The organism is Williamsia sp. Y853 (assembly GCF_056786495.1).
Window position 1 is genome coordinate 393581 of the sequence record NZ_JBXCJC010000004.1, and the last position, 21784, is coordinate 415364.

Annotated in this window: 20 protein-coding genes; 12 read left to right on the top strand and 8 right to left on the bottom strand. The window is 63.9% G+C overall.

The window, feature by feature from the left end; genetic code table 11:
- The first annotated feature begins 13 nt into the window (after window positions 1-13).
- The 3 genes from cydB to cydC are packed head-to-tail and all read left to right on the top strand — an operon-like array spanning window position 14 to window position 4459.
- Window positions 14-1075, top strand: a complete 1062-nt coding sequence (cydB, locus tag AC1TPF_RS22365; RefSeq protein WP_482140710.1) for a cytochrome d ubiquinol oxidase subunit II — start codon at window positions 14-16, stop codon at window positions 1073-1075.
- On the top strand, window positions 1072-2763 hold the full coding sequence (cydD, locus tag AC1TPF_RS22370) for a thiol reductant ABC exporter subunit CydD (RefSeq protein ID WP_482140708.1): 1692 nt from the start codon (window positions 1072-1074) through the stop codon (window positions 2761-2763). Before cydB ends, cydD begins: the two co-directional genes overlap by 4 nt.
- Window positions 2750-4459: a thiol reductant ABC exporter subunit CydC gene (gene cydC, locus AC1TPF_RS22375; RefSeq protein WP_482140706.1), complete on the top strand. Its 1710-nt coding sequence runs from the start codon at window positions 2750-2752 to the stop codon at window positions 4457-4459. The genes cydD and cydC overlap by 14 nt, the downstream gene beginning before the upstream one ends.
- Window positions 4460-4703: 244 nt before the next feature.
- On the opposite strand, the gene AC1TPF_RS22380 is transcribed toward cydC, so the two are convergent.
- On the bottom strand, window positions 4704-5021 hold the full coding sequence (locus tag AC1TPF_RS22380) for a winged helix-turn-helix transcriptional regulator (RefSeq protein WP_482145561.1): 318 nt from the start codon (window positions 5019-5021) through the stop codon (window positions 4704-4706).
- Window positions 5022-5224: 203 nt separating this feature from the next.
- Here AC1TPF_RS22380 and AC1TPF_RS22385 point away from each other — a divergent pair, with 203 nt between their 5' ends.
- On the top strand, window positions 5225-6103 hold the full coding sequence (locus AC1TPF_RS22385) for an NAD(P)H-binding protein (protein ID WP_482145348.1): 879 nt from the start codon (window positions 5225-5227) through the stop codon (window positions 6101-6103).
- Here AC1TPF_RS22385 and AC1TPF_RS22390 read toward each other — a convergent pair.
- From AC1TPF_RS22390 to AC1TPF_RS22405, 4 genes are all read right to left on the bottom strand, one after another.
- Window positions 6091-6705, bottom strand: a complete 615-nt coding sequence (locus AC1TPF_RS22390) for a heme-binding beta-barrel domain-containing protein (protein WP_482145349.1) — start codon at window positions 6703-6705, stop codon at window positions 6091-6093. The two genes, AC1TPF_RS22385 and AC1TPF_RS22390, sit on opposite strands and share 13 nt — an antisense overlap.
- A gap of 277 nt (window positions 6706-6982) precedes the next feature.
- Window positions 6983-7288 (bottom strand): DUF1416 domain-containing protein, encoded by a 306-nt coding sequence (locus AC1TPF_RS22395; protein ID WP_482140700.1) that lies wholly within the window; start codon window positions 7286-7288, stop codon window positions 6983-6985.
- A 2-nt stretch (window positions 7289-7290) separates the two neighbouring features.
- Window positions 7291-8130, bottom strand: a complete 840-nt coding sequence (locus AC1TPF_RS22400) for a sulfurtransferase (RefSeq protein ID WP_482140698.1) — start codon at window positions 8128-8130, stop codon at window positions 7291-7293.
- Between the two features lie 353 nt (window positions 8131-8483).
- On the bottom strand, window positions 8484-9296 hold the full coding sequence (locus AC1TPF_RS22405) for an LmeA family phospholipid-binding protein (protein ID WP_482145350.1): 813 nt from the start codon (window positions 9294-9296) through the stop codon (window positions 8484-8486).
- Window positions 9297-9476: 180 nt separating this feature from the next.
- Here AC1TPF_RS22405 and AC1TPF_RS22410 point away from each other — a divergent pair, with 180 nt between their 5' ends.
- The 8 genes from AC1TPF_RS22410 (at window position 9477) to AC1TPF_RS22445 (ending at window position 17585) form a co-directional block, all read left to right on the top strand.
- Entirely contained in the window at window positions 9477-10268 is a 792-nt protein-coding gene (locus AC1TPF_RS22410) for a winged helix-turn-helix transcriptional regulator (protein WP_482145351.1), read from the top strand.
- The gene (gene mshD / locus AC1TPF_RS22415) at window positions 10258-11127 is read left to right on the top strand and encodes a mycothiol synthase (protein ID WP_482145352.1); all 870 of its coding nucleotides are present in this window, start codon (window positions 10258-10260) and stop codon (window positions 11125-11127) included. The genes AC1TPF_RS22410 and mshD overlap by 11 nt, the downstream gene beginning before the upstream one ends.
- Before the next feature lie 247 nt (window positions 11128-11374).
- Complete coding sequence (gene pstS, locus AC1TPF_RS22420; RefSeq protein WP_482140691.1) at window positions 11375-12427, top strand: phosphate ABC transporter substrate-binding protein PstS; 1053 nt, start codon at window positions 11375-11377, stop codon at window positions 12425-12427.
- A gap of 83 nt (window positions 12428-12510) precedes the next feature.
- Window positions 12511-13527: a phosphate ABC transporter permease subunit PstC gene (gene pstC / locus AC1TPF_RS22425; protein WP_482140689.1), complete on the top strand. Its 1017-nt coding sequence runs from the start codon at window positions 12511-12513 to the stop codon at window positions 13525-13527.
- Between the two features lies 1 nt (window position 13528).
- A complete protein-coding gene (gene pstA / locus AC1TPF_RS22430) occupies window positions 13529-14422 on the top strand; it encodes a phosphate ABC transporter permease PstA (RefSeq protein WP_482140687.1) in 894 nt (297 codons plus the stop codon).
- Window positions 14423-14514: 92 nt separating this feature from the next.
- Window positions 14515-15291, top strand: coding sequence for a phosphate ABC transporter ATP-binding protein PstB (gene pstB / locus AC1TPF_RS22435; protein ID WP_482140685.1), 777 nt, complete (start codon window positions 14515-14517; stop codon window positions 15289-15291).
- Window positions 15292-15337: 46 nt separating this feature from the next.
- Window positions 15338-16741 (top strand): FHA domain-containing protein, encoded by a 1404-nt coding sequence (locus AC1TPF_RS22440; protein WP_482145353.1) that lies wholly within the window; start codon window positions 15338-15340, stop codon window positions 16739-16741.
- On the top strand, window positions 16731-17585 hold the full coding sequence (locus tag AC1TPF_RS22445; protein ID WP_482140681.1) for a serine/threonine protein kinase: 855 nt from the start codon (window positions 16731-16733) through the stop codon (window positions 17583-17585). Before AC1TPF_RS22440 ends, AC1TPF_RS22445 begins: the two co-directional genes overlap by 11 nt.
- A gap of 10 nt (window positions 17586-17595) precedes the next feature.
- On the opposite strand, the gene phoU is transcribed toward AC1TPF_RS22445, so the two are convergent.
- The 3 genes from phoU to dusB all read right to left on the bottom strand — a co-directional run bounded on the left by phoU (window position 17596) and on the right by dusB (window position 21732).
- Window positions 17596-18255, bottom strand: a complete 660-nt coding sequence (phoU, locus tag AC1TPF_RS22450; protein ID WP_482140680.1) for a phosphate signaling complex protein PhoU — start codon at window positions 18253-18255, stop codon at window positions 17596-17598.
- A gap of 93 nt (window positions 18256-18348) precedes the next feature.
- Window positions 18349-20400 carry an LCP family protein gene (locus AC1TPF_RS22455; protein WP_482145354.1) on the bottom strand — a complete coding sequence of 684 codons (2052 nt, stop codon included), beginning with the start codon at window positions 20398-20400 and terminating at the stop codon, window positions 18349-18351.
- Window positions 20401-20598: 198 nt separating this feature from the next.
- A complete protein-coding gene (dusB, locus tag AC1TPF_RS22460) occupies window positions 20599-21732 on the bottom strand; it encodes a tRNA dihydrouridine synthase DusB (RefSeq protein ID WP_482145562.1) in 1134 nt (377 codons plus the stop codon).
- Window positions 21733-21784 lie beyond the last annotated feature (52 nt).

Consider the following 21784-nt stretch of genomic DNA (forward strand, 5'->3'; position numbering starts at 1 on the left):
CTGAGGTAGATCAATGAGTCTGGCAGAGTTCTGGTTTTGCTTGGTGGGCTTTCTGTTCCTCGGATACTTCGTACTCGAGGGGTTCGACTTCGGTGTCGGCATGCTGTTGCCCTTCCTCGGCCGCCCGAAGAACGGCATACCCGGCGATACCCGTCGCCGAGCGATGATCAACACGATCGGACCGGTGTGGGATGGCAATGAGGTCTGGCTGATCACCGGTGGCGGCGCGCTGTTCGCGGCCTTTCCGAACTGGTACGCAACGATGTTCACCACTTTTTACATACCGCTGTTCCTGATCTTGTTCGGTCTGATCGTCCGCGTCGTGGCCATCGAATGGCGCGGAAAGATCGACGACCCGCGCTGGCGTTGGTGGGCCGACTTCGGCATCGGTCTGGGGTCGTGGTTGCCTGCGATCCTGTGGGGCGTCGCATTTGCAAACCTGGTGCGCGGTTTGCCGATCGACGGTGACGAACAGTTCACCGGTAACTTCTTCGACCTGCTCTCCCCATACGCTCTGCTCGGTGGTGTGGCCACGGCAATGCTGTTCGCCACCCATGGTGCGGTGTTCCTGGCCCTCAAGACGGCTGGTGACCTGCAACGAGAATCGATGAAGACGGCGTTCGCGCTTGCCGTCCCCACCACGGCTGTTGCTGCTGTCTGGGGTCTGTGGACGCAGATCGCCTACGGCCAGGGCTGGACGTGGATCGCGCTGGGGGTGGCGGCAGTGGCGATCATCGCCGCGACCGGGTTGGCGTATCTGCGACGTGAGGGTTGGGCCTTTGTCGCCACCTGCTTTGCGATCGCCGGCGTCGTGGTCCTGATCCTCGGGTCGATGTTCCCCAACGTGATTCCGTCTACGCTCGATCCGGCCTTCGACATGACAGTCGAAGGCAGCGCGTCGAGCCATCACACGCTGGTGGTGATGACCTGGGCCGCGGCCATCTTCACCCCGTTGGTGCTGTGTTATCAGGGCTGGACGTATTGGGTGTTCCGCCAGCGCATTTCCACGAGTCAGATTCCGCCGTCGATCGGCCTGCCCTTGCGCCGACCGAAAGTGGTCGAGCAGTCGAAGTGACCTCGGCGACACCGGCGGCATCCGGCCCGCCGATTGATCCACGGCTGTGGCGCTATTCGCGGACCTCGCGCCGGTATTTGATCCTGACGGTGCTGATGACGATCACACAGGTGATTTGCGTGATCGTCACCGCCGCGATGGTTGCGTCGATCCTGTCCGAGCTGATCGTGTCGCCGGATCGGCGCAGTCTGGACGCCCAGGCCTGGCACCTGTGGACGTTGGGCGGGGCCATCGCGGTACGGGTGATGGCGGTGTACATCCACGACCGATACGCGCACCGGGCCAGTGCCGGGGTGATCGCGGACCTGCGCCGAGAAGCGCTTGCTGCGGTATCGGATCCGGCCCGGACCCCGCCCCGTGAACGCCTGGCGCGGCGCAATCGGCTCGCCACGATCCTCACGCAGGGACTCGAAGCTCTGGGCCCGTATCTGACGGGATACATTCCAGCGCTGCTGCTCTCGGTGGTGGCGATCCCGGTGCTGGTGGTCGTGATGGCGATGGCCGATCTGACCTCTGCCGTCATCGTCGTGATCACATTGCCTCTGATCCCGATCTTCATGATCTTGATCGGTCGCCTGACGCGGGATCGAACCGCTGATCGGCTTACGGCGATGAGCCGCTTGTCCTCTCAGCTTCTCGACCTGATCGCGGGGATACCGACCTTGCGTGCGTTGGGGCGCGAGCGGGAGCCGGCCGCCCGGGTCGGCGAACTCGGGCAGGCGCATCGACGCAGTACGATGCAGGCGTTGCGGGTGGCGTTCCTGTCGGGTGCGGTGCTGGAGTTCCTCGCGACGTTGTCGGTGGCGTTGGTGGCGGTCAGCATCGGCCTGCGTCTGGTGCACGGCGAGATGGGCCTCTACGGAGGTGTGCTCGCGTTGATCCTTGCGCCCGAGGTGTACCTGCCGCTGCGGACGGCCGGTGCACAGTTCCACAATTCGGAGGCCGGAACAGCCAGTGCACGTGAAGTATTCGAGATCATCGAGGGTGGGGCCACCCAACGTTCGGTGGGAAGCCGAACGGTGGCTGTCGCCGGAGCCAAGATCGTCGTGGCCGGTCTGGGTGTGCACGGCCGCGACGGCTGGGCGCCGCACGATCTTTCCGCGACCATCACGCCCGGTCACCTGACAGTGCTGACCGGCCCGAACGGGGCCGGGAAATCGACGGTACTGTCGGCCATCCTGGGCCTGCAGTCACCGCAGGAGGGTTCAGTCCTGATCGGCGATGTGCCGGTCACCGAACTCGATCAGCAGGCGTTGTGGGAGCAGGTGGCCTGGCTGCCCCAACATCCGGTCCTGGTGCCGGGCACAGTCGCGGAGAACTTCGCGATGACAGGTCCGGTAGGGGACAGCGAGCGCGATTTCGGTTGCCGGGCCAGCGGATTCGACTCCGTGCTGGCCGGTCTCCCTGACGGCTGGCAAACGATCCTGGGCAGTGGTGGAGTGGGACTGTCCGCCGGACAGCGACAACGTCTGGCACTGGCCCGGGTACTCGCCTCGCCTGCGCCGCTCTTGCTGCTCGACGAGCCCACCACCCACCTCGATGCCGATGCAGAGTTGGCGGTGGCGCGCGCGTTGCAGTCGCGGGCTGTGGCAGGCGATACCGTCATCGTGGTCGCCCATCGTCCGGCGATGCTGGCCGTTGCCGACGACATAGTCGAAGTCACCGGGGTGACCTATGCCGAACACTGACAACATATCTGCTCATCGAGGCCTTCGCGGCGATCCGCTCTGGCGGGCGCTGGGCCTACTGGGTCTGCGCGGCCGTCCGGTGGCCAGGTCGTTGCTTCTCGGAATCCTGGGAGCGGGCAGCGCCCTGGCCCTGGCCGCCCTGTCCGCGTGGTTGATCACCCGGGCCTGGCAGATGCCGCCGGTGCTGTACCTGTCGGTGGCTGTGACATCGGTTCGGGCACTGGGTATCTCCCGAGGCCTGTTCCGGTACCTCGAACGGCTCGCCACCCACGACCTGGCATTTGATGCGATGTCGACGGCGCGCAGTCGACTCTATCTGGCACTGGCCGGGGGCCCGGCCGGGTATTCGGTGGGGCTGCGGCGCGGAGAGTTGTTGTCGCGGACGGGGACTGACGTCGACGAGATCGGCAATGCGCTCATCCGCGCGATCATCCCGATCGGGGTGTCGGTCGTGGTGTCCGGTGCGGCGGTGGCGATCATGGCGATCGTGTCGCTGTGGGCGGCGCTGGTACTGGCGGTCGCATTGGTGGTCAGCGGTGTGATTGCGCCGTGGCTGGCGGTCCGCGGCGCCCAGAGCGCAGCGCGGGCCGAGGCCGCAGCCCAGACGCGCAACGCAGGCGCGATCATGACCCTGCTCGACCATGCCGCAGAACTGGCGGTTGCCGGGCGGCGTCAGGTGCTGCTCGACGAGGCCCGAACCGCCGAGACCGATGCTGCCGATGCCGGTGATCGTGGTGCCAGGCAAGGTGCCTGGGCCGGTGCCGCGGTTCCGCTGGCGGTCGGGGTGTCGGTACTGGCCGCGGCTCTGGTCGGGATCGGACTGGCTGATGGGGCATCCCCGATGGCGCTCGGTGTGCTGATCCTGCTGCCGCTGAGCGCATTCGAATCGACCGGGCCGATGACCGAGGCGGCGCTGCAGCTTCAGAAGAGCCGAAACTCTGCTCGCCGGATCATGTCGATGGTCGACCGGGCCGACGATTTCGAGCAGCCGGCGCCGACGGTGACTACGGGCACGGACCCGAACGCAGTGGTGGCCAGTGGTCTGCGCTGGGGTTGGCCGGGTGGCGAGGTCTTCGGTGGCGACAACGGGATCGACCTCGACATCGAACCGGGGTCACGGATCGCGATTGTCGGACCGAGCGGGTGTGGGAAGTCGTCGTTGCTCCTCACCCTGGCCGGCCTGTTGACGCCGGTGGCGGGTACGGTCACCCGGCCCGACGACAACGTCGTCCGCTACTTTGCCGAGGACGGTCACATCTTCACGACCAGCGTCCGCGAGAATCTGCTGGTCTCGCGCGGTGATGCCTCCGATGCCCTGATCATCGACACGATCAATCGGGTCGGGCTCGGTGATTGGGTGGCCGGACTCCCTGCGGGAGTCGACACTCCGCTGGATGCCGGTGCGGACTCGATCAGCGGAGGTCAGCGTCGGCGTTTGCTGCTCGCACGCGCGCTGATCAACGAAGCGCCGATACTTTTGCTCGATGAGCCGGGGGAGAACCTGGACCGCGCCGATTCTGATCGATTGCAGTCCGAACTGCTCGACGCATCCACGACAGCGTTGGTCGAGCCGGACCGGGCGGTCGTGGTGGTGACCCATCGCCTCCCGGCCCGTCACCATGCCGATCTGGTGTTGACCCTCCCCGAGGTTTCGCCGACAGAAAATACTGTTGCCGAGTCGCGGTACCGGGAGTAGCTTCGTCGGTACACGAGGAAGGAGGTGGTCTGAAATTGATTTCTAGGACACGTGAGGTGACCATCAGCTAGCCGGCCGATTGGTGGATTACCTTGTACCCCAATTGGTATGGAGAGAAATCCACGTTGGTCACCGGACCCCCGCACCCCCGGCCTCGTCCTGGTCGGATACCCGCTGCTCAGTGGGTGGTGCGGGGGTCTGCCCGTTTTTTCGCGGGTTGGGAGGCCGGGTCCACGCATCGCGATCAGGACTGGCGGTCGGCTGCCTCGCGGGCCGCGACGATGTGCCGGCTGTTCGTCTCTGACCACAGCCGAAGGGCGTCCACCGGGCCCATCAACGAGACGCCGAGTTCGGTCAATTCGTACTCCACCCGCGGTGGGATCTCTGGGTAGACCGTGCGCAGGACCAGTCCGTCGTGCTCCAGGCCGCGCAGGGTCTGCGTCAGCACTTTCGGGGTCACCACGCCGATCATCTCGCGGAGTGCGGTGAATCGAATCGGCCCGTTACGCAGGGCGATCAGGACGAGCAAGGTCCATCTTTCGCCGAGTCGCTCGACGACCATGCGGCTCGGACAGGATGGTTTGAGGACGTCACCGTGGAGGGGACGCAACGGAGCTCGGCGAACCTCGTCTGGCGGGAACTCAAGGGCGGCATGGCCGGTGGGCTGGATGCTTTCCATCAGGTAAGTATGGCACGTTGAAGTCACCGGTATCTGGCAGATAGTGTCCTGATCACAGGCCATTTATCCACTGTGAAAGGTGAGACATGACAATTCTGCTGACCGGGGCGACCGGCTATATCGGGGGAGCGGTTCTCGACGAGTTCATCGCACGGGGCACGGCAGTGACGGCGCTGGTGCGCTCGGAGGAGGCTGCCGAGACCGTGCGGGATCGAGGTGCCGACGCGCTGGTCGTCGACCTCTTCGATGTTGCTGCGGTGCGCCGTCTACTTGCCGACGCCGACGGAGCCGTCCACACGGCGAGCCCGGGTGACGCCACCAGCAGCGCACTCGACTCGGCGGTCATCGATGCCGTGACAACTGCGTTCGACGGGACGGGCAAACCGTATGTCCACACCAGTGGCATGTGGCTGTGGGGATCGAATACCGGGTTTGTGGACGATTCTCCGCTCGATCCGCCCGCCATCGTCGCGTGGCGGGTGGAGCAGGAAGACCGGCTGCTCGAGTCGTCGGTGGCGGCCACGATCGTTGCTCCGGGAATCGTGTACGGCGACGGTGGTGGAATCCCGAACCTCGTCGTCGATGCACCAGGTGTCGGGTCCGGGCAGGTATCACTCATCGGTGACGGTTCTGCACACTGGGGACTGGTTCACGTCCGTGATCTTGCGCAGCTGTATGTGCTTGCACTGCAGAGCAACCCGGGAGGGAGAGTGATCGGTGTCAGTAGTACGGCATCGGTGGTCGATCTTCACGAGGCCGCACACCCCGGAGCAGAATTGATCCCCGCGACCGTGGAAGACACGCGATCACGCCTGGGTGCCGCGTTCGCAGACGCGTTACTGATGGATCAGGTGGTTGGCGAGTCGTTGCGCGCCTACGCCCTGGGTTGGCAGCCGAACCGAGATGGGCTGCACGAGGAGTTGGCTGCGGGCTATCGCGCCGCCTCCGTCATTCACCCGACGTAGCGGCGCAGTTTCGCGGACGCCCGGGGAACCAGGTCACCGTCGCTGTCCATGCGTTCCTCGACGTACGCGAGGTCGCCGTCTTCTACGAGACCGTAGAGACGCTTGGCACCGCCGGCCTGGTGACCCGACGCGGACTTGATCACCACGTCGGTGGCCAGCTCCCAGCTCGTCTGGTTCAACGGGGTGCCGTAGAAGAGTTCGATCCATCCCTCGGCATGGGTGAGGAGAAGTTCGATGACATCGTCTGCGCCGATGCGCCAGAAGCCGGATTCGCGGAGGTCGGGTGTGACCTCATCGCTGTCCTCTGCGATGACCCATGAGCGGGACTCCCAGCTGAGGTAGTTCTGGCCGTCGTGGCTGATGATCACCTGCTGGCCGAAACGGTAGTCGCCGGTTTCGGGGTGATTACCTTCCCCTTCACCACGCCAGACCCCGACCAACGGCAACAACGCCAGCAAGCCCGGATGGAGATCCGGACCCTGGCGAAGGTTGGCGGTGTCGTCGGGCAGCGGCAGGTCAGGCAGCGACGGGATGTTCCTGCTGCCGGTTTCCTGAGCCTTGATGGCGGCCTGATTGACCGCCTCGTTGCCAGAACGGGTCACGATTCGTCTGTGACCAGCCGGTAGAGCACGTAAAGGCCGAACCAGACGATCAGAACGCTCGCCAGTACCAACAACGCTTCGAAGAAGATGACCACCTGAGTATTCTAGCGTCCGCCCGGATCGCGTTGCGTGTGGGGATTCCCTCACTTTTGCCGAGCCGTCATGGCGTCTGATCGAGGGAGGACCGGGAGAGCAGACAGGGGTGCTTCCTCTCTGGACGCACGAAGGCCCGGTCCACCTCGAAAGGTGAACCGGGCCTTCGTCAGAGCCGAGGCTCTTACTTGCTGACGGTCACGTTCTGCTCGTGCACGCCGGCACCTTCGGGCTTCACGATGACGTCGCCGTTACCGGTGGACGACAGCGCGCGCAGCGTCCAGGTTCCGGGGGCGGCGAAGAAGCGGAAGTCGCCGGTACCGCTGGCGACGACCTCGGCGGTGAACTCGCCGGTTCCATCAAGCAGACGCACGAATGCGCCGGCCACCGGGTTGCCGTCGGTGTCGAGCACCTGGCCGGTCAACACGGTCTCTTTTTCGGTATCGACACCGGCGGGCAGATTCTGTCCCTGTTTAGGCGCAGCACACATGATTACTTGTTCTCTCCCAGCTCGATCGGGGCGCCGACAAGTGAGCCGTATTCGACCCAGCTGCCGTCGTAGTTCTTGACATTCTTCTTACCGAGGATCTGATCGAGCACAAACCAGGTGTGGCTTGAGCGCTCGCCGATACGGCAGTAAGCGATGGTTTCCTTGCTCTCGTCGAATCCCTTGTCGGCGTACAGCTTTGCCAGGTCTTCGTCCGACTTGAAGGTGCCGTCCTCGTTGGCGGTGGTGCTCCACGGGATGTTGATGGCTCCGGGGATGTGGCCCTTCTGCTGAGCCTGCTCCTGCGGGAGGTGAGCCGGCGCGAGGATCTTGCCGGAGAACTCATCGGGGCTACGCACGTCGACGAGGTTCTTGCTGCCGATGGCGTTGATGACCTCGTCGCGGAAGGCGCGAATGCTGGTGTCGGGCTCTTCGGCCTTGTAGGTCGCGGCCGACAGGGTGACCTCGTCCTTCGACAGCTCGCGGCCGTCGAGTTCCCACTTCTTGCGGCCGCCGTCGATCAGCTTGACGTCCTTGTGGCCGTACAGCTTGAAGTACCAGTACGCGTACGCGGCGAACCAGTTGTTGTTGCCGCCGTAGAGGACAACGGTGTCGTCGTTCGAAACGCCCTTGGCCGACAGGAGTTCGGAGAACTGCTCCCGGTTCAGGAAGTCGCGACGGACGCCGTCCTGCAGGTCCTTGCGCCAGTCCAGGCGAATGGCGCCTTCGATGTGGCCGCCTTCGTAGGCCGAGGTGTCTTCGTCGACCTCGATGAAAACGGTCTTGTCGGCCTTCAGGTTCTGCTCAGCCCAATCAGCGCTGACCAGGACATCGGAGCGAGCCATGGTTTTCCTTTCGTAGAGGGGTATTGCGTTCAGGTGTTGTTCGGTGATCGAAAGAGATCGGGACGTGCGGGTGACGTGAGGTGATCGCCTTGGAACAGCGCAGAGCTGTCCAGGAGGCGCACCGGCATACGGGGCACAGAGAAATACTGTGAAAAGCCCGTCGACTACCGGCTCAGACAGCAACAGTTGGCGATACGACAGAAGTCGATCGCCCGGCGACGTGTGAGCATCAACTCACGGCCCAGTTGCATGAGCGCCAGACTACCGCAGGCATGCAACCCACTTTGGTCCAGCTCCGCTTCGCTCCGTGTCCAGTCAATGGCCCAGCTCCGCTTCGCTCCGTGTCCGGGTTTTCAAGACCCATGCCAGAAGTCATCTGCGGTCACCACCAGCGGTTTCGGATCGGCGGTGAGAACTACGTCACTGCCCTCGGTTGCCGCCGACGATGCAGGCAGCGACCACGGAAGCGGGAGAACGGGCAGTGTCCGAGAGAACTGTGACAACACGTCGGGCAGCTGCTGCGGCGAGACATCTGAGTCGACGTGGTCCGCGGAGCCCGAGTAGATACCGGTTGCGTCGATCCGCAAAGCGCCACCGCTGATCGACAGATCGGCGGAAACACTGACTTTCTGGTGGTCGGTACCCCGAATGTGACCGACATTACCCACTTTTGGCAAACTGATCGTCGCGGTCAGAATGATGCCCGAGTCGGCAGAAAGGATGCCGTCGCCGGGTCCGCCTCCGCCGGCCTTGTCCTCGGGTGCAGGTGTTGTGACGGTGAGGTCGTCGAGACCCAGGAAACGGCCAAGGTTCACCGAATCGATCTTCAGTGAGCCGCTCACCTTGTCGGCCCGCAGCTGTGTCTGTTTCCCGATCAGCCAGGCGCCGCCGACCCGTTCGACGCCGGACAGGTTGGAGCGGAGGTCCCCGCGCCGGCCATTTCCCAGGTCAGTGCCCCTGGCGGTGATACCGATCCGGTCGTAATCGTTGCTAGCGGCGGCTGCGATAAAGGGGAAACCGGTGATCGTGACCTCGGGGTCGAACTCCAATTCGGAGGCTGTTCGCAGAGCCTGGGAATAGTGGTGCTCCGCGTAGGCGGCGGTGGCGAAGTCGATGCCGACCGCAGCGAGGACGACGATGAGCACGCCGACCAGCAGTTTGCGCACCTAAACCCTTCTTTACGTGGACTTTGGGCCCTTGGTCACCGTGGCTGACCGTCGCTGTTCATTCGCCAACAAGGGACTTGTTAACGGGCTGAGACCGATATGGCGCTATTCTGACATCTGTCTCGCACACGTTGGTAAGGCAGCGTACATAAATACGTACCTTCGAGATCGGAGTGGTTTGTGGATCTCTTGTTACTGACAGCCGATCCCACCCCTGAGTCTGTACTGCCGTCGTTGTCACTGCTGGCTCATACCGTCCGCGTAGCGCCCACCGAGGTGTCGTCGCTGATGGAAGCTGGAAATGCAGACGTAGCCATCGTCGATGCGCGTTCTGATCTGGCAGCCGCGCGCGGTCTGTGCCGGCTACTGGGGAGTACGGGCTCATCGGTGCCCGTCGTTGCTGTATTGACCGAGGGCGGCCTGGTGGCCGTGAACTCGGAGTGGGGTCTTGACGACTTCCTGTTGCCGGCCACTGGTCCGGCCGAATTGGACGCGCGACTTCGTCTGCTTGTGGTTCGCAGTCGTGGCGTCACCGCAGAAGAAGCCAGTGGCAAGGTCACTCTCGGTGATCTGGTCATCGACGAGGGCACGTACACCGCGCGGTTGCGGGGACGCCCCCTCGATCTGACATACAAAGAGTTCGAGTTGCTGAAGTACCTCGCGCAGAACGCCGGCCGGGTGTTCACCCGTGCACAGTTGCTGCAGGAGGTGTGGGGCTACGACTTCTTCGGTGGCACCCGCACCGTCGACGTACATGTCCGACGACTCCGCGCAAAGCTCGGCGCCGAGTACGAGGCACTGATCGGAACCGTGCGCAACGTCGGATACAAGGCCGTGCGGCCAAGCCGTGGCGGACGAACATCGGATACGAACGGAACTGTCACGGACGGAACAGAATTGGATGGCCTTGTCGAAACCGATGAGGTCGAGTTCCCGGACGCGGAGTTCAGTTCCAGCACCAATGGGAGCTGAATCGGGCAGCCCGGAGTTCACCGGGCGAATCAAGGAGATTCTCGACGCCGCGACGGCCGTTGACGGCGTCGCGCCGTTGGGGGAGCAGGCCGTCAACGGTGTCGGCCGTCCCGGCGTCGTAGAGGTCACCGTCAGCGACGACGACCAGATCGTCGGGTACGCCAACGTGACTCCGGCGCGCGGTGACGAACTGGCGGTGATCGAATTGGTGGTCGATCCGGACCACCGACGCAAGGGTCACGGCAGGACACTGCTGGGCGAGACGCGTAAGCGCGTCACCGGTGATGTCCGGGTCTGGGCGCACGGCGATCTGCCTGCCGCGCGGGCCCTGGCCGCGGCTTCCGGGCTGACTGCGCGACGCCAATTACTGCAGTTGCGCCGGCCACTGCCGAATCCCGCCTTGCCGGAACTGGTCGTCCCCGATGATGTGGTGCTCCGAACATATGCCGGACCCTCCGACGATGCAGAGATCATTCGCGTCAACAATGTGGCGTTCGCCTGGCATCCGGAACAGGGCGGCTGGGGATCGCAGCAGATCGAAGAACGTACAAGCGCGGCATGGTTCGATCCGGCCGGGCTGTTCCTGGCCTTCGACGCGGCAGACCCGCACCGGTTACTCGGGTTCCACTGGACCAAGATTCACACCCCGTCGCTGGGCGAGGTCTACATCGTCGGCGTCGATGTCGCGGCGCAAGGCCGTGGTCTCGGCCGCCTCCTGACCCTCGCCGGTCTGCACTACCTTGCTGAGCAGGGAGTCGACGAAGTCGAGCTCTACGTCGAGGGCGACAACACCGCCGCTCTGAACACCTACAGCAAGCTCGGATTCGAGCAATACGCGATCGATGTGGCCTACGGCTGACCGACCATCAGGTGTCCGGCGGACATCAGATCGTCGTAGAGGTGGCATGTAGGTGAACATTGGGTGGACACCTCTGGTTTCCCCTGCGAGAGCGCCGTCTAGGGGGCGATGTTGTATTCATCTGCGGTTCACCACACGTAGGTAATCCAGACATGACGGACCTCTAGCTTTCAACAGGTGACGCATTGAGCGTCGGGTGACGGCTCGAATCGCGAGATGTCACGGAAAGTCCATGGAGGAGTCTTCGGTGAGAATGAAGTCAAGTGCTGCGCTCGTCAGTGCGGCTGCGGTTACTGCTCTGGTGCTGTCTGCGTGTAGCAGCGAAGAGAGCGGTGGCACCGTCAGCGGTGAAGGATCAACCGCGCAGCAGAAGGCGATGGAACACTTCCAGGTTGTGGTCGCCGACAATGGCGGCGTCGTGCTGAATTACACCGGTTCGGGTTCAGGTGACGGTGTTGCCAAGTTCTTGAGCAGCGACGTCGACTTCGCCGGTTCGGACTCGCCACTGAAGGGCGAGGAGATCGCCGAGGCGAAGACCCGCTGCGCCGGCAACGACGCATGGCACATCCCGATGGTGGCCGGTCCGGTCGCGATCGCTTACAACCTGCCCGGGGTCGATGGTCTTGTCCTCAACCCGGCCGTGCTGGCGGGCATCTTCGACTCGAAGATCACCACCTGGAACGCGCCCGAGATCGCAGCTCTGAACCCGGGCGTTGAACTGCCCGCCACCGCCATCGTGCCGGTGCACCGCAGCGACAGCTCGGGCACCACAGACAACTTCCAGCGTTTTCTGCAGAACTCGGCGCCGCAGGCCTGGCCGTACGAGCACGACAAGGCCTTCCAGGGTCAGGGTGGTTCGGGTGCGGCCAAGTCGACAGGTGTCGGTGACACCGTCAAGAAGACTCCCGGCTCGGTCACCTACGTCGAGTGGGGATTCGCCGAGGAGAACGGTCTGGGTATCGCGCAGGTCGACTTCGGTGTCGGTGCCACGGAGCTGAACGGTGATACCTCGGCCAAGGCGCTCGACGCGGTCGAGTTCAAGGACCCGGCGTCCAAGGACCTGATCGTCGACACCGACGCGTTGTACGGGCTGAAGGAGGAGGGCGCATACCCGCTGCTGCTGACGCCGTACTCGATCGTCTGCTCCGCAGGCTACGAAGGTGACGTCTCGAAGACCCTCAAAGATGCGTTCACCACCATTCTGAGCGATGGCCAAGAGGGACTGGCAGAGTTGGGCTACACCCCCCTGCCCGAAGAATACAAATCCAAGCTGCAGTCGACCATCGACGCACTGGCCTGATCGAGTAGGCGAGGGTGACCGTAAAGAAAAAGCGGTAGAAGGCGATGACAGAGACTGACGATACGACGAGGGCGAAAGGGCTTATGAGCTCCTCGACGACTCAACCCGGTACCACCACCGGTGGAGGCGGGACAACAGAACCGGCCGGGTCGCAGATCAAGTCCGGCGGTTCGGCGATTCGACTGGGAGACCGGATTTTCCGGACCCTTTCGGTCGGATCCGGCATCTTCATCTCGGTGATCATCGGATTGATCGCACTCTTCCTGGTGATCCAGGCGGTCCCCTCGATGCTCGACAACGAGGCGAACTTCTTCACCTACTCGGGCCCGTGGAGTACCGATCCCGGGAACATGAAGTTCGGCATCCTGGGCCTGCTCTACGCGACGTTGGTGGTGTCGATCATCGCGTTGCTGCTGGCGATGCCGATCGCACTGGGTATCTCGATATTCCTGACCGAGTACGCACCAAAGCGGCTGGTGAGTCCGATCGCCTACGTGATCGATCTGCTCGCCGCAGTGCCGTCGATCGTCTACGGCCTGTGGGGCATCTTGGTCCTGGGGCCCGCACTCGTGCCACTCAACGAATGGCTCGTGGGCAACCTCGGTTTCATGCCGCTCTTCCAGGAACCATCTCAGGTGACCAACATGTCGACCGGCGGAACGATGCTCACCGCAGGCATCGTCCTGGCTGTGATGATTTTGCCGATCATCACTTCGGTGACCCGAGAGGTGTTCGTGCAGACACCGGCTGGGCATCGTGAGGCGGCGCTGGCGCTGGGCGCGACCAAGTTCGAGGTCGTCCGGGTGGCGGTGATCCCGTTCGGATTCTCCGGGTACATCAGCGGATCGATGCTCGGCCTGGGACGTGCCCTCGGCGAAACAATGGCGCTCCTGCTCATCATCTCGACGGCGGGCCCGATCGACTTCAACCTCATGGAGAGCGGCGAAACGTTCGCGACGAAGATCGCCAACAATGCCGCCGAGTTCGATTCACCGTCGAAGACCGGTGCCTACATCGCCGCCGGCCTCGCGCTGTTCGTGCTGACGTTCATCGTGAACTCTGCGGCACGGGCCGTCATCAGCGGAAAGAAGGCCAAGTGACATGACAACTCTCGACACGAGCACTGCACCGGTCAAGCGCACACCCTCGGGCTTCACACCGGTCAAACGAAGTCGCAAGATCGGCGACAAGGGTGCCGCGATCATGGTCACGGCCGCCGTCGTCATCGCCATGATCCCGTTGGCATGGTTGGTCTGGACGCTGATCTCCCGCGGATTGTCGACCATTCTCGACGCCGAGTGGTGGCAGAAGTCGGAACTGCGGGGCGGAGCGCTCAACGCGATCATCGGCACGCTTCAACAGACTGCGCTGGCCGCGGTCATCGCGATCCCCATCGGCATCTTCGTGGCGATCTACCTGGTGGAGTACGGCAACAATTCGGTGCTCGCCCGGATCACCACCTTCATGGTCGACATCCTCTCGGGTGTGCCGTCCATCGTGGCCGCGCTGTTCATCTACGCGGTGTGGCGCACCACGTTCGGGCTGCCGCGTTCGGGATTTGTGGTCGCGCTGGCGTTGGTGTTGCTGATGGCACCGATCGTGGTCCGGGCGACCGAGGAAATGCTCAAGGTCGTCCCGCAGGATCTGCGGGAGGCGTCGTACGCCCTCGGCGTGCCCAAGTGGAAGACGATCGCGCTGATCGTACTTCCCACAGCACTGTCGGGCATCGTCACCGGCGTGATGCTGGCGATAGCGCGCGTGATGGGTGAATCGGCGCCGGTCCTGATCCTGGTCGGCTCGACAAAGGTGATCAACACCAACCCATTTGAAGGTAACCAGCAGTCGCTGCCTTTGATGATGGTGCAGCAATACAACAACGGTCCCGGCGCCTTCGACACGGTGTGGGGCGCGGCGTTGACCCTGGTGATCCTGGTGGCGATCGTGTACTTCGGCGCCAAGCTGGTCTCCAAGGTGTTCTCGCCCAAGAAGTTTTGATGTCACAGCAGTTCTGATGATCACAGAGATTCTGACGCGACGCCCACCCCCCGACGCCCGCCGGCTCCAGTAGCGAACGAAAGTACAGATTCATGGCAAAGCGCCTCGATATCAAAGACCTGAACATCTATTACAGCGCCTTCCACGCGGTAAAGGACGTGAGCCTGGAAGTGCCGCCACGCTGCATCACCGCCTTCATCGGTCCGTCCGGTTGTGGCAAATCGACGGTGCTTCGCACGCTCAACCGCATGCATGAGGTCACCCCGGGTGCCCGCGTCGAGGGCAAGGTGTTGCTCGACGGCGAGGACATCTACAGCAAAAACATCGACCCGGTGTCGGTGCGTTCCACCATCGGCATGGTGTTCCAGCGGCCGAACCCGTTCCCGACGATGTCCATCAAGGACAACGTGGTCGCCGGCCTTCGCCTGCAGGGCTTGCGGGACAAGAAGAAGCTCGACGAGGTCGCCGAGCGCAGCCTGCGCGGTGCGAACCTCTGGGAAGAGGTCAAGGACCGTCTCGACAAGCCCGGTGGCAGCCTCTCCGGCGGTCAGCAGCAGCGTCTGTGCATCGCCCGCGCCATCGCGGTCTCGCCTGAGGTGCTGTTGATGGACGAGCCCTGCTCAGCTCTCGACCCGATCTCGACGCTGGCCATCGAAGAGCTGATCAACGAGCTCAAGAAGGACTTCACCATCGTCATCGTCACCCACAACATGCAGCAGGCTGCCCGTGTCAGTGACCAGACGGCGTTCTTCAACCTGGCCGGTGTCGGTCAACCGGGACAACTGATCGAGGTCAGCGATACGGAGACGATGTTCTCCAACCCCGCGCAACGGGCCACGGAAGACTACATCTCCGGTCGATTCGGCTAGTCCGAACGATTGTCGCCTGGCCCCGAACGGGTGAAAATCCGGCGGCATGGGTGATGATGGGGGAGTGACGGTCAAACATCCGGTCAGCGTGCTGCCTGGTCGTGGCATCGCTCTCCGGCGCGGACCGTCGCTGCTGCTCATCGATGCCGATCCGATGAAAAGCAGTGCGACACTGACTGATCTTGCGCGGATCGCCACAGAACAGCCGTCCGAGTCCGGGACGCAGGAAAGTTCTCGACTGCGGTCACTGACCAAGTGGTTGCTGGCCAACGAAGACAACAGTCCCGACTTCGCGGTCATCTCGACCGATTCCCGCGGCGGGCTCGAGGTATTCGTCTACGGCGGCGCGACCGCGCGGATGTACGTCACCGAACTCGCGTCCCCAGAGGTGGTGCGCGGGGCCGACTCCGGGTTCCTGGTCCAGCGCAGTTATCCCAGCAGCCTCTATGCGGTCGCCGTCACCATCGACGAGACGGACCCGCTCTCCGGCGGTCCCATCGGAGCCTCCGGGATCGCGCCGTCGCACATCTTTTCCCTGGAGAAGGGTGCAGCCCCGGGAGCCGGGATGATCCTGTGGCCGTCCGCGTCGCCGTCCACCGACAGTGCGGTCTACATGATCCCGCAGACCTCGCCGGTGGCCGATGCACCGGAGTCCACGCCGCTCATGGTCGGTGCCACCGACAGCGACGCCGAAATACGTTTGGCACCACCGATGTTGTCCGTTCGGCTCGACGATCACGAAGAGGTGACGCAGAGCGCCCGGAGTCCGCTCCCCATCGTCGGCGGCCCGCGTAAACCCGCCGGGTTCCGTCAAGGTGTTGCCGAACCGACGCTGGTCCCACCCCAGGATGTGTTGGATTCGGCGCTGTCATCGGCGCCGACCGACGTGGCCAACCGCCCTGTCAAAGTCGCCAACTCGAGAGTGCCTGCACGCGAGCAGAAGCTGCAGATCCACGGATTGCTCTGTGTCAACGGGCATATCAACGATCCGCGCCTCCCGGTCTGCACGCGCTGCGGTATCAGGATCGACCGGCACACAGGCGCGTTGGTGCAAGGACCGCGACCGCCCTTGGGGCTGTTGGTGATCGACGACGGTTCCACCTACGTCGTGGCCGGAGATCTGTTGATCGGCCGTGACCCCGAACCGATGGTCGCCGGCCGCGGTGGGGTGGCCGCCGGCGGGATCGGGCCTTTGGACCCGATCCGGATAAACGACACCTCCGGTTCGATGTCGCGCGCGCATTGTGAACTGCGCCTTGTGGATTGGGAGGTTCGCGTGATCGATGCCGGTTCGGTCAACGGCACCCATGTGCGACATCCCCGAGCTCCCGGCTGGATCACGTTGCGACGTGGGCAAGAAGCTGTGCTCTACCCGGGATCGCAGTTGCGGGTGGGTAGCCGATCGCTGCTGTTCGAGTCTCCACATGGGAGGGTGAGCGATGTACGTTGATCCGCCGTCGGGATCCGGTGAACGTAGACCGCCCGCCGCGATTGCCGACTACCAGATCGTCCGGTCCCTCGGCGCGGGCAGTCACGGGATCTCGTACCTCGCGGTGACGCCGGAGCGGCTCTCACTTGGTATTGAACATGTTGTGCTGAAGGTCTTTTCGAACCCGGTGGGCGAAGATGCATTTCACCGCGGCGTCCGTGAACTCCGAACATTCTCCGAAGTCCGTTCGGCGTACCTGCTTCGGTTGTACGAGGCAGCATTGGGCGATCAGTTCATGTACTCCATGGACTACCTGGCGGGCGGATCGATGGCTGCGCCCGCCATGCCACTGCAACGCGAACAGGCGTTGGCGGTACTCGAAGGCGCCGCACGGGGGGCTCACGACTTGCACGAGGCGGGTCTGGTCCACGGTGACATCAAGCCCGCCAATGTGATGATCGGCGGCGATCAGGACAGGCCGGCAGGTGTGCTCAGTGCGCTGGGCCTGGCACGGGTGATCACAGCGGCGACCGCGGTCAGCGGCGTCGGATCATCGGCGACGCTCGAGTTCGCGGATCCCGATATGCTGGTCGGCCAAGCGCCCTCGCGGGCAACGGATCTGTGGGCGCTGGGAGCGACGATTCATCGGACGCTGACCGGTGAGGGGCTCTATGGCGAGCTGCCGGACATGCAACCGCTGGTGGCAATCCGGACAGTGCAGTCGACCAAGCCCGAACTCAGCGCTGCGCTCTCAGCTGCCGAACGGGATCTGGTGTCGGAATGCCTTGCACCGCATAGTGACCGATTCCGGACCGCGGCCGAACTCGGCGATCGTATCGCCGAGATCGCCGCGGACAGCCGATGAGTGCCGGGGGTCAGACCTCGGAGAACTGCTCCGGTGTCTGACCGGTTGCCTGGAAGACCACGCGACGGCCGATGAGGACTGCGTGATCTGAGAAGCGCTCGTAGTAACGGCCGAGCAGCGTGACATCGACGGCGGCGGCCACGCCGTACGGCCAGTCACGATCCATCAGAACGGTGAACAGATGCCGGTGCAGATCATCCATGGCATCGTCATCGTCCTGCAGTTTCAGTGCGTCTTCCGGGTTCTGGGTGTTGAGAACCTCTCGAGCACTCGATGCCATGGCGACGGCCAGGCGGCCCATCTCGGCGAAGTAGCCGTTGACTTCCTCCGGGAGAGCCTTGGCCGGATGACGTCGGCGGGCCACCTTCGCGACGTGCAACGCCAACGCGCCCATCCGCTCGATGTCGGCGACAATCTGAAATCCGCTGACGATCGCCCGCAGGTCGCCGGCCACCGGCGCCTGCAGTGCAAGGATGGCGAAGGCCCGTTCCTCGGCTGTGGTCGACAGGGTCGTCAGCCGTTCGTGGGCGCCGATGACCTCTTCGGCCACGGCCAGATCAGCCTGTAGCAAGGCTTGGGTGGACCGCTCCATCGCGATCCCCGCCAACTCACACATCTGTCCCAGAACTCCGTTGAGTTCTGCCATCTGCTCAATGTACGCACTACGCATATCCCCACCGTACTGCCACAAGCAGGGCAAATGGTTGTCAGGTGGTGAACTGCAAATGAACGGCAGCCGTGTACTGGGGCTCGGATCCGATCATCACGCGCAGGTGGTGTCACCCGCGTTGGTGACCGTGAGGTCGTTGGGGAGTTCGTCGGGATTGGACTCCCGTGGCAACTCTCGGACCCTGACCTGCGTACCTTCGGCCGGGGCGTCGTTCAAGGTGCCGGAGAAGTCGCTGCCCAGAATGACCTCGACGCCCGAGCTGACCGTTGAATCCGCCTGGATCGTGGCACCGGGGATCATCTGGGCGACCGTCGCCGCGGATCCCTGTTGACCCGGGCCGTACCGGACCACGGTGTCGGTGCGGTTTTCCGAGGCATCGGCGACGCCGTAGATCTCAAAGCCGTAGTTGGCCAAGTCGTTGGCGGTTTCGGCGGCGATCCCGCTGGTGCCGGTGCCGTTGAGTACGCGCAGTGAAACCGAGTACGGCGAGAGAGCGGTGACCGTCACCTCCGCAGGCTTGGGCGCAGTTGTCGTCGGGCCGGGCGTCGGTGTGCCGGATTCGGGGGTTTCGGTCTTCTCCCCGGGGAGCGGCAGGTCGTTGATGATCGCGTTGAAGATCGCGTCGATGTCGTCCAGTCGTGGGATCTCGTTGCCAGACCCGTCCTCTGCGGTACCCGAGGTCGGCACGGTCAGGAAGGTCACTCGGCCGGCATCGAGCCCCTGCATCGACTGTCCGAGCTCCACCAGGTTGTCGGTGTTGACCTGGTCGACATAGCTGTACTTGATGAAGGTGTCGATAATGCCGTTCAGCGTGCTCGGGTTCGTCAGGACCTGGCTGGACAGTGCTCCACGCAGCAGCGACGACATGAACAGCTGCTGCCGTTTGATCCGTCCGTAGTCGCCGTTGCCCTCGGTTTCGATGTTGCGGGCCCGTACGTAGTCCAGGGCTTTGGAGCCCTTCAGGGTCTTCGTGCCGGGCTTGGCGAGGATGGTGCCGAGTTCGTAGTCCTTCAGAGGTGTTGTCGAGCAGACCTCGACGCCGCCGATCTTGTTGACCACCTGCTCGAACCCGTAGAAGTCCATGGCGATGAAGTGGTTGATGTTCAGGCCGGTCATGGAGGTGAGGGTGTCGACCAGGCACTTCGGGCCGCCGTCGCCGTACACGCTGTTGAGTTTCACGCCGGTTGCCGATGGGATGTCGTCGTCGGTGTATTTGCCGTCGTCGTTGTTCCAGTCTGCACATTCGGGCCGGTCGACCTGCAGGTCGCGGGGAAACGACACTGCCACAACACGACTGCGGTCGGCCGGGATGTTCACCATGATCACGGTGTCCGAGCGGGCGCTGCCCTCGAAATCCTCGCTGTCCCCGGCGCCGACGGTGCCGTTCTGCCCGGCTCGCGTGTCGGTGCCGACGATCAGGTAGGTCTCGTCGCCGTTCTGCAGCTGTTTGTCGCGAATCTGGTCGTTGTCGGGATTCACCGCGTCGACGGTATTCCAGCCGCTGTCCTTGACCTTCTGATAGCCCCACACCGCGCCCGTACCGAGCAGCGCCAACACGCAGGCGAGTGCGATGAGGACACGGCCACCCACGGTGGCACGGTGCATGAGCTGTTTGTGGTCGCGGACTTCGGGTGGTGTGGCGCGCCGACGTGGGGCCGCCGCGGGACCGGAGCTCACTGCTCGCGGCGCCCTGGCCACGGTGTCTTCGGTGGACAGTTCCGGAATCTGCGCCGCAGCGCTGATCGGCGGGATGTATTTGTTGACCGTGGCGTCGGAAGTGGCGGGTATGACCTCGGTGTTAGCGTCGGCCTCGACGAACGTGGGTTCTCCGGCTCCGACGATTTGTTCGGTCGGCGCATCGGCCGGGCTCACGCGCCGGAGACGGCGAGGCGTGGAGGCAGAGCTGGGCGGCGCAGGGCTCTGCGGGGCATCGCCGGAATCCGTGCCGGAATCCGTGTCCTCGGACCTGGCCGCTGCATTCATCCGATTGAGCAGCTCGCGGACGGTCAACCGATTGCGGTCGCCCTCGATCAGCTCGCGGCTGGTCGGCTCCCGCAGCACCTCGTCAGAGGGTGCACCGAGCTGACGGCGAATCTCATCGCGGCGTTCCGCGGACGCACGTGCCCGGAGTTCGTCGTCGCTCACCCATGTTCCTTCAGCCATCTGGGCGCCGGGCTGTATCTCAGGCCCGTCTGAACGTTCAGCGGGCACGGCGCCGTTTCGATGATACTGACCAAAACGGGCGCATCCCTATGTGAGGGATGAGAATGTGCGGTGTGGAGCGCCAAGATGCGACAGCATGAATCTGAAGTTCGCGAACGGTACCGCGGCGGTGGGGCTGATTCAGCCGCCCGAATGCATGACCTCGGCCCCTGCCGGGACCGCTTCGTCGTCGGGATCGTCGAGCCAGCCCTCGGGGAGTGCCACCGCCGATGGTGACCCCTGGCGGCCACGCGGACCGTGTGCGTCGTCGGGGAACGGCACGTCAGCGGGCAATTGTCCGACGAGGTCGGCCAGCTGAGTGACGGTTTCGACCAACGCCATCTCGCGGCGGAGTTCCGAACCCACGGGGAACCCGCGGAGGTACCAGGCGACATGCTTGCGGATCTCACGCATGCCTTTGAACTCACCGTGATGGTCGGCGAGGAGTTGGCCGTGCCGGACAATGATCTGCGCCACTTCGCCGAGATTTGGGGCGGCTGGGGCTGGAGTGCCGTTCAATTCGGCACTCAATTCGGCGAACAACCACGGGCGGCCGAGGCAGCCGCGGCCGATGACCACGCCGTCACAGCCGGTTTCGTACATCATCCGGGTGGCGTCAGTGGGTTCGAAGATGTCGCCGTTGCCGAGTACGGGAACATCGGTGACGTGTTCCTTGAGGCGTGCGATCTGGTTCCAGTCGGCAGTGCCGGAGTAGCGCTGTGACGCGGTACGTGCGTGTAGCGCAACAGCTTTCGCGCCCTCGGCGGCCGCGATACGTCCGGCGTCCAGGTGGGTGTGGTGGTCTTCGTCGATGCCGACCCGGAACTTGACCGTGACCGGGACGTCGGTGCCCTCGGTGGCGCGGACCGCCGCGGCAACGATGTTCGCGAACAGTCGGCGCTTGTACGGAATCGCCGAACCGCCACCCTTGCGGGTGACCTTGGGGACCGGGCAGCCGAAGTTCATGTCGATGTGGTCGGCGAGATTCTCGTCGACAATCATCTTCGCGGCAGCGTATGTGTACTCGGGATCAACCGTGTACAACTGCATTGACCTGGGGTTTTCCTCCGGACCGAAGGTGGTCATGTGCATCGTGACCGGATGCCGTTCGACCAGCGCGCGGGCGGTCACCATCTCGCAGACGTAGAGTCCGGCGACGGTGCCCGTGCGCGCGAGTTCGAGTTCGCGGCACAAGGTCCGGAAGGCAACATTGGTCACCCCGGCCATCGGGGCCAGGACCACCGGGCTGGACAGCTCGATGGACCCGATCCGCAGGGCGGGAGACGGAGGCGTAGCCGGAGCTCGACCCGTGGTCGGGGTGGTGACG

What these genes read in the sequence shown, in the direction of transcription:
- cydB (WP_482140710.1), top strand. Translation starts at nt 14, where the DNA reads ATGAGTCTGGCAGAGTTCTGGTTTTGCTTGGTGGGCTTTCTGTTCCTC.
- cydC (WP_482140706.1), top strand. Translation starts at nt 2,750, where the DNA reads ATGCCGAACACTGACAACATATCTGCTCATCGAGGCCTTCGCGGCGAT.
- AC1TPF_RS22380 (WP_482145561.1), bottom strand. Translation starts at nt 5,021, where the DNA reads ATGGTCGTCGAGCGACTCGGCGAAAGATGGACCTTGCTCGTCCTGATC.
- AC1TPF_RS22385 (WP_482145348.1), top strand. Translation starts at nt 5,225, where the DNA reads ATGACAATTCTGCTGACCGGGGCGACCGGCTATATCGGGGGAGCGGTT.
- AC1TPF_RS22395 (WP_482140700.1), bottom strand. Translation starts at nt 7,288, where the DNA reads ATGTGTGCTGCGCCTAAACAGGGACAGAATCTGCCCGCCGGTGTCGAT.
- AC1TPF_RS22400 (WP_482140698.1), bottom strand. Translation starts at nt 8,130, where the DNA reads ATGGCTCGCTCCGATGTCCTGGTCAGCGCTGATTGGGCTGAGCAGAAC.
- mshD (WP_482145352.1), top strand. Translation starts at nt 10,258, where the DNA reads ATGGGAGCTGAATCGGGCAGCCCGGAGTTCACCGGGCGAATCAAGGAG.
- pstC (WP_482140689.1), top strand. Translation starts at nt 12,511, where the DNA reads ATGAGCTCCTCGACGACTCAACCCGGTACCACCACCGGTGGAGGCGGG.
- pstA (WP_482140687.1), top strand. Translation starts at nt 13,529, where the DNA reads ATGACAACTCTCGACACGAGCACTGCACCGGTCAAGCGCACACCCTCG.
- pstB (WP_482140685.1), top strand. Translation starts at nt 14,515, where the DNA reads ATGGCAAAGCGCCTCGATATCAAAGACCTGAACATCTATTACAGCGCC.
- AC1TPF_RS22440 (WP_482145353.1), top strand. Translation starts at nt 15,338, where the DNA reads ATGGGTGATGATGGGGGAGTGACGGTCAAACATCCGGTCAGCGTGCTG.
- AC1TPF_RS22445 (WP_482140681.1), top strand. Translation starts at nt 16,731, where the DNA reads ATGTACGTTGATCCGCCGTCGGGATCCGGTGAACGTAGACCGCCCGCC.
- phoU (WP_482140680.1), bottom strand. Translation starts at nt 18,255, where the DNA reads ATGCGTAGTGCGTACATTGAGCAGATGGCAGAACTCAACGGAGTTCTG.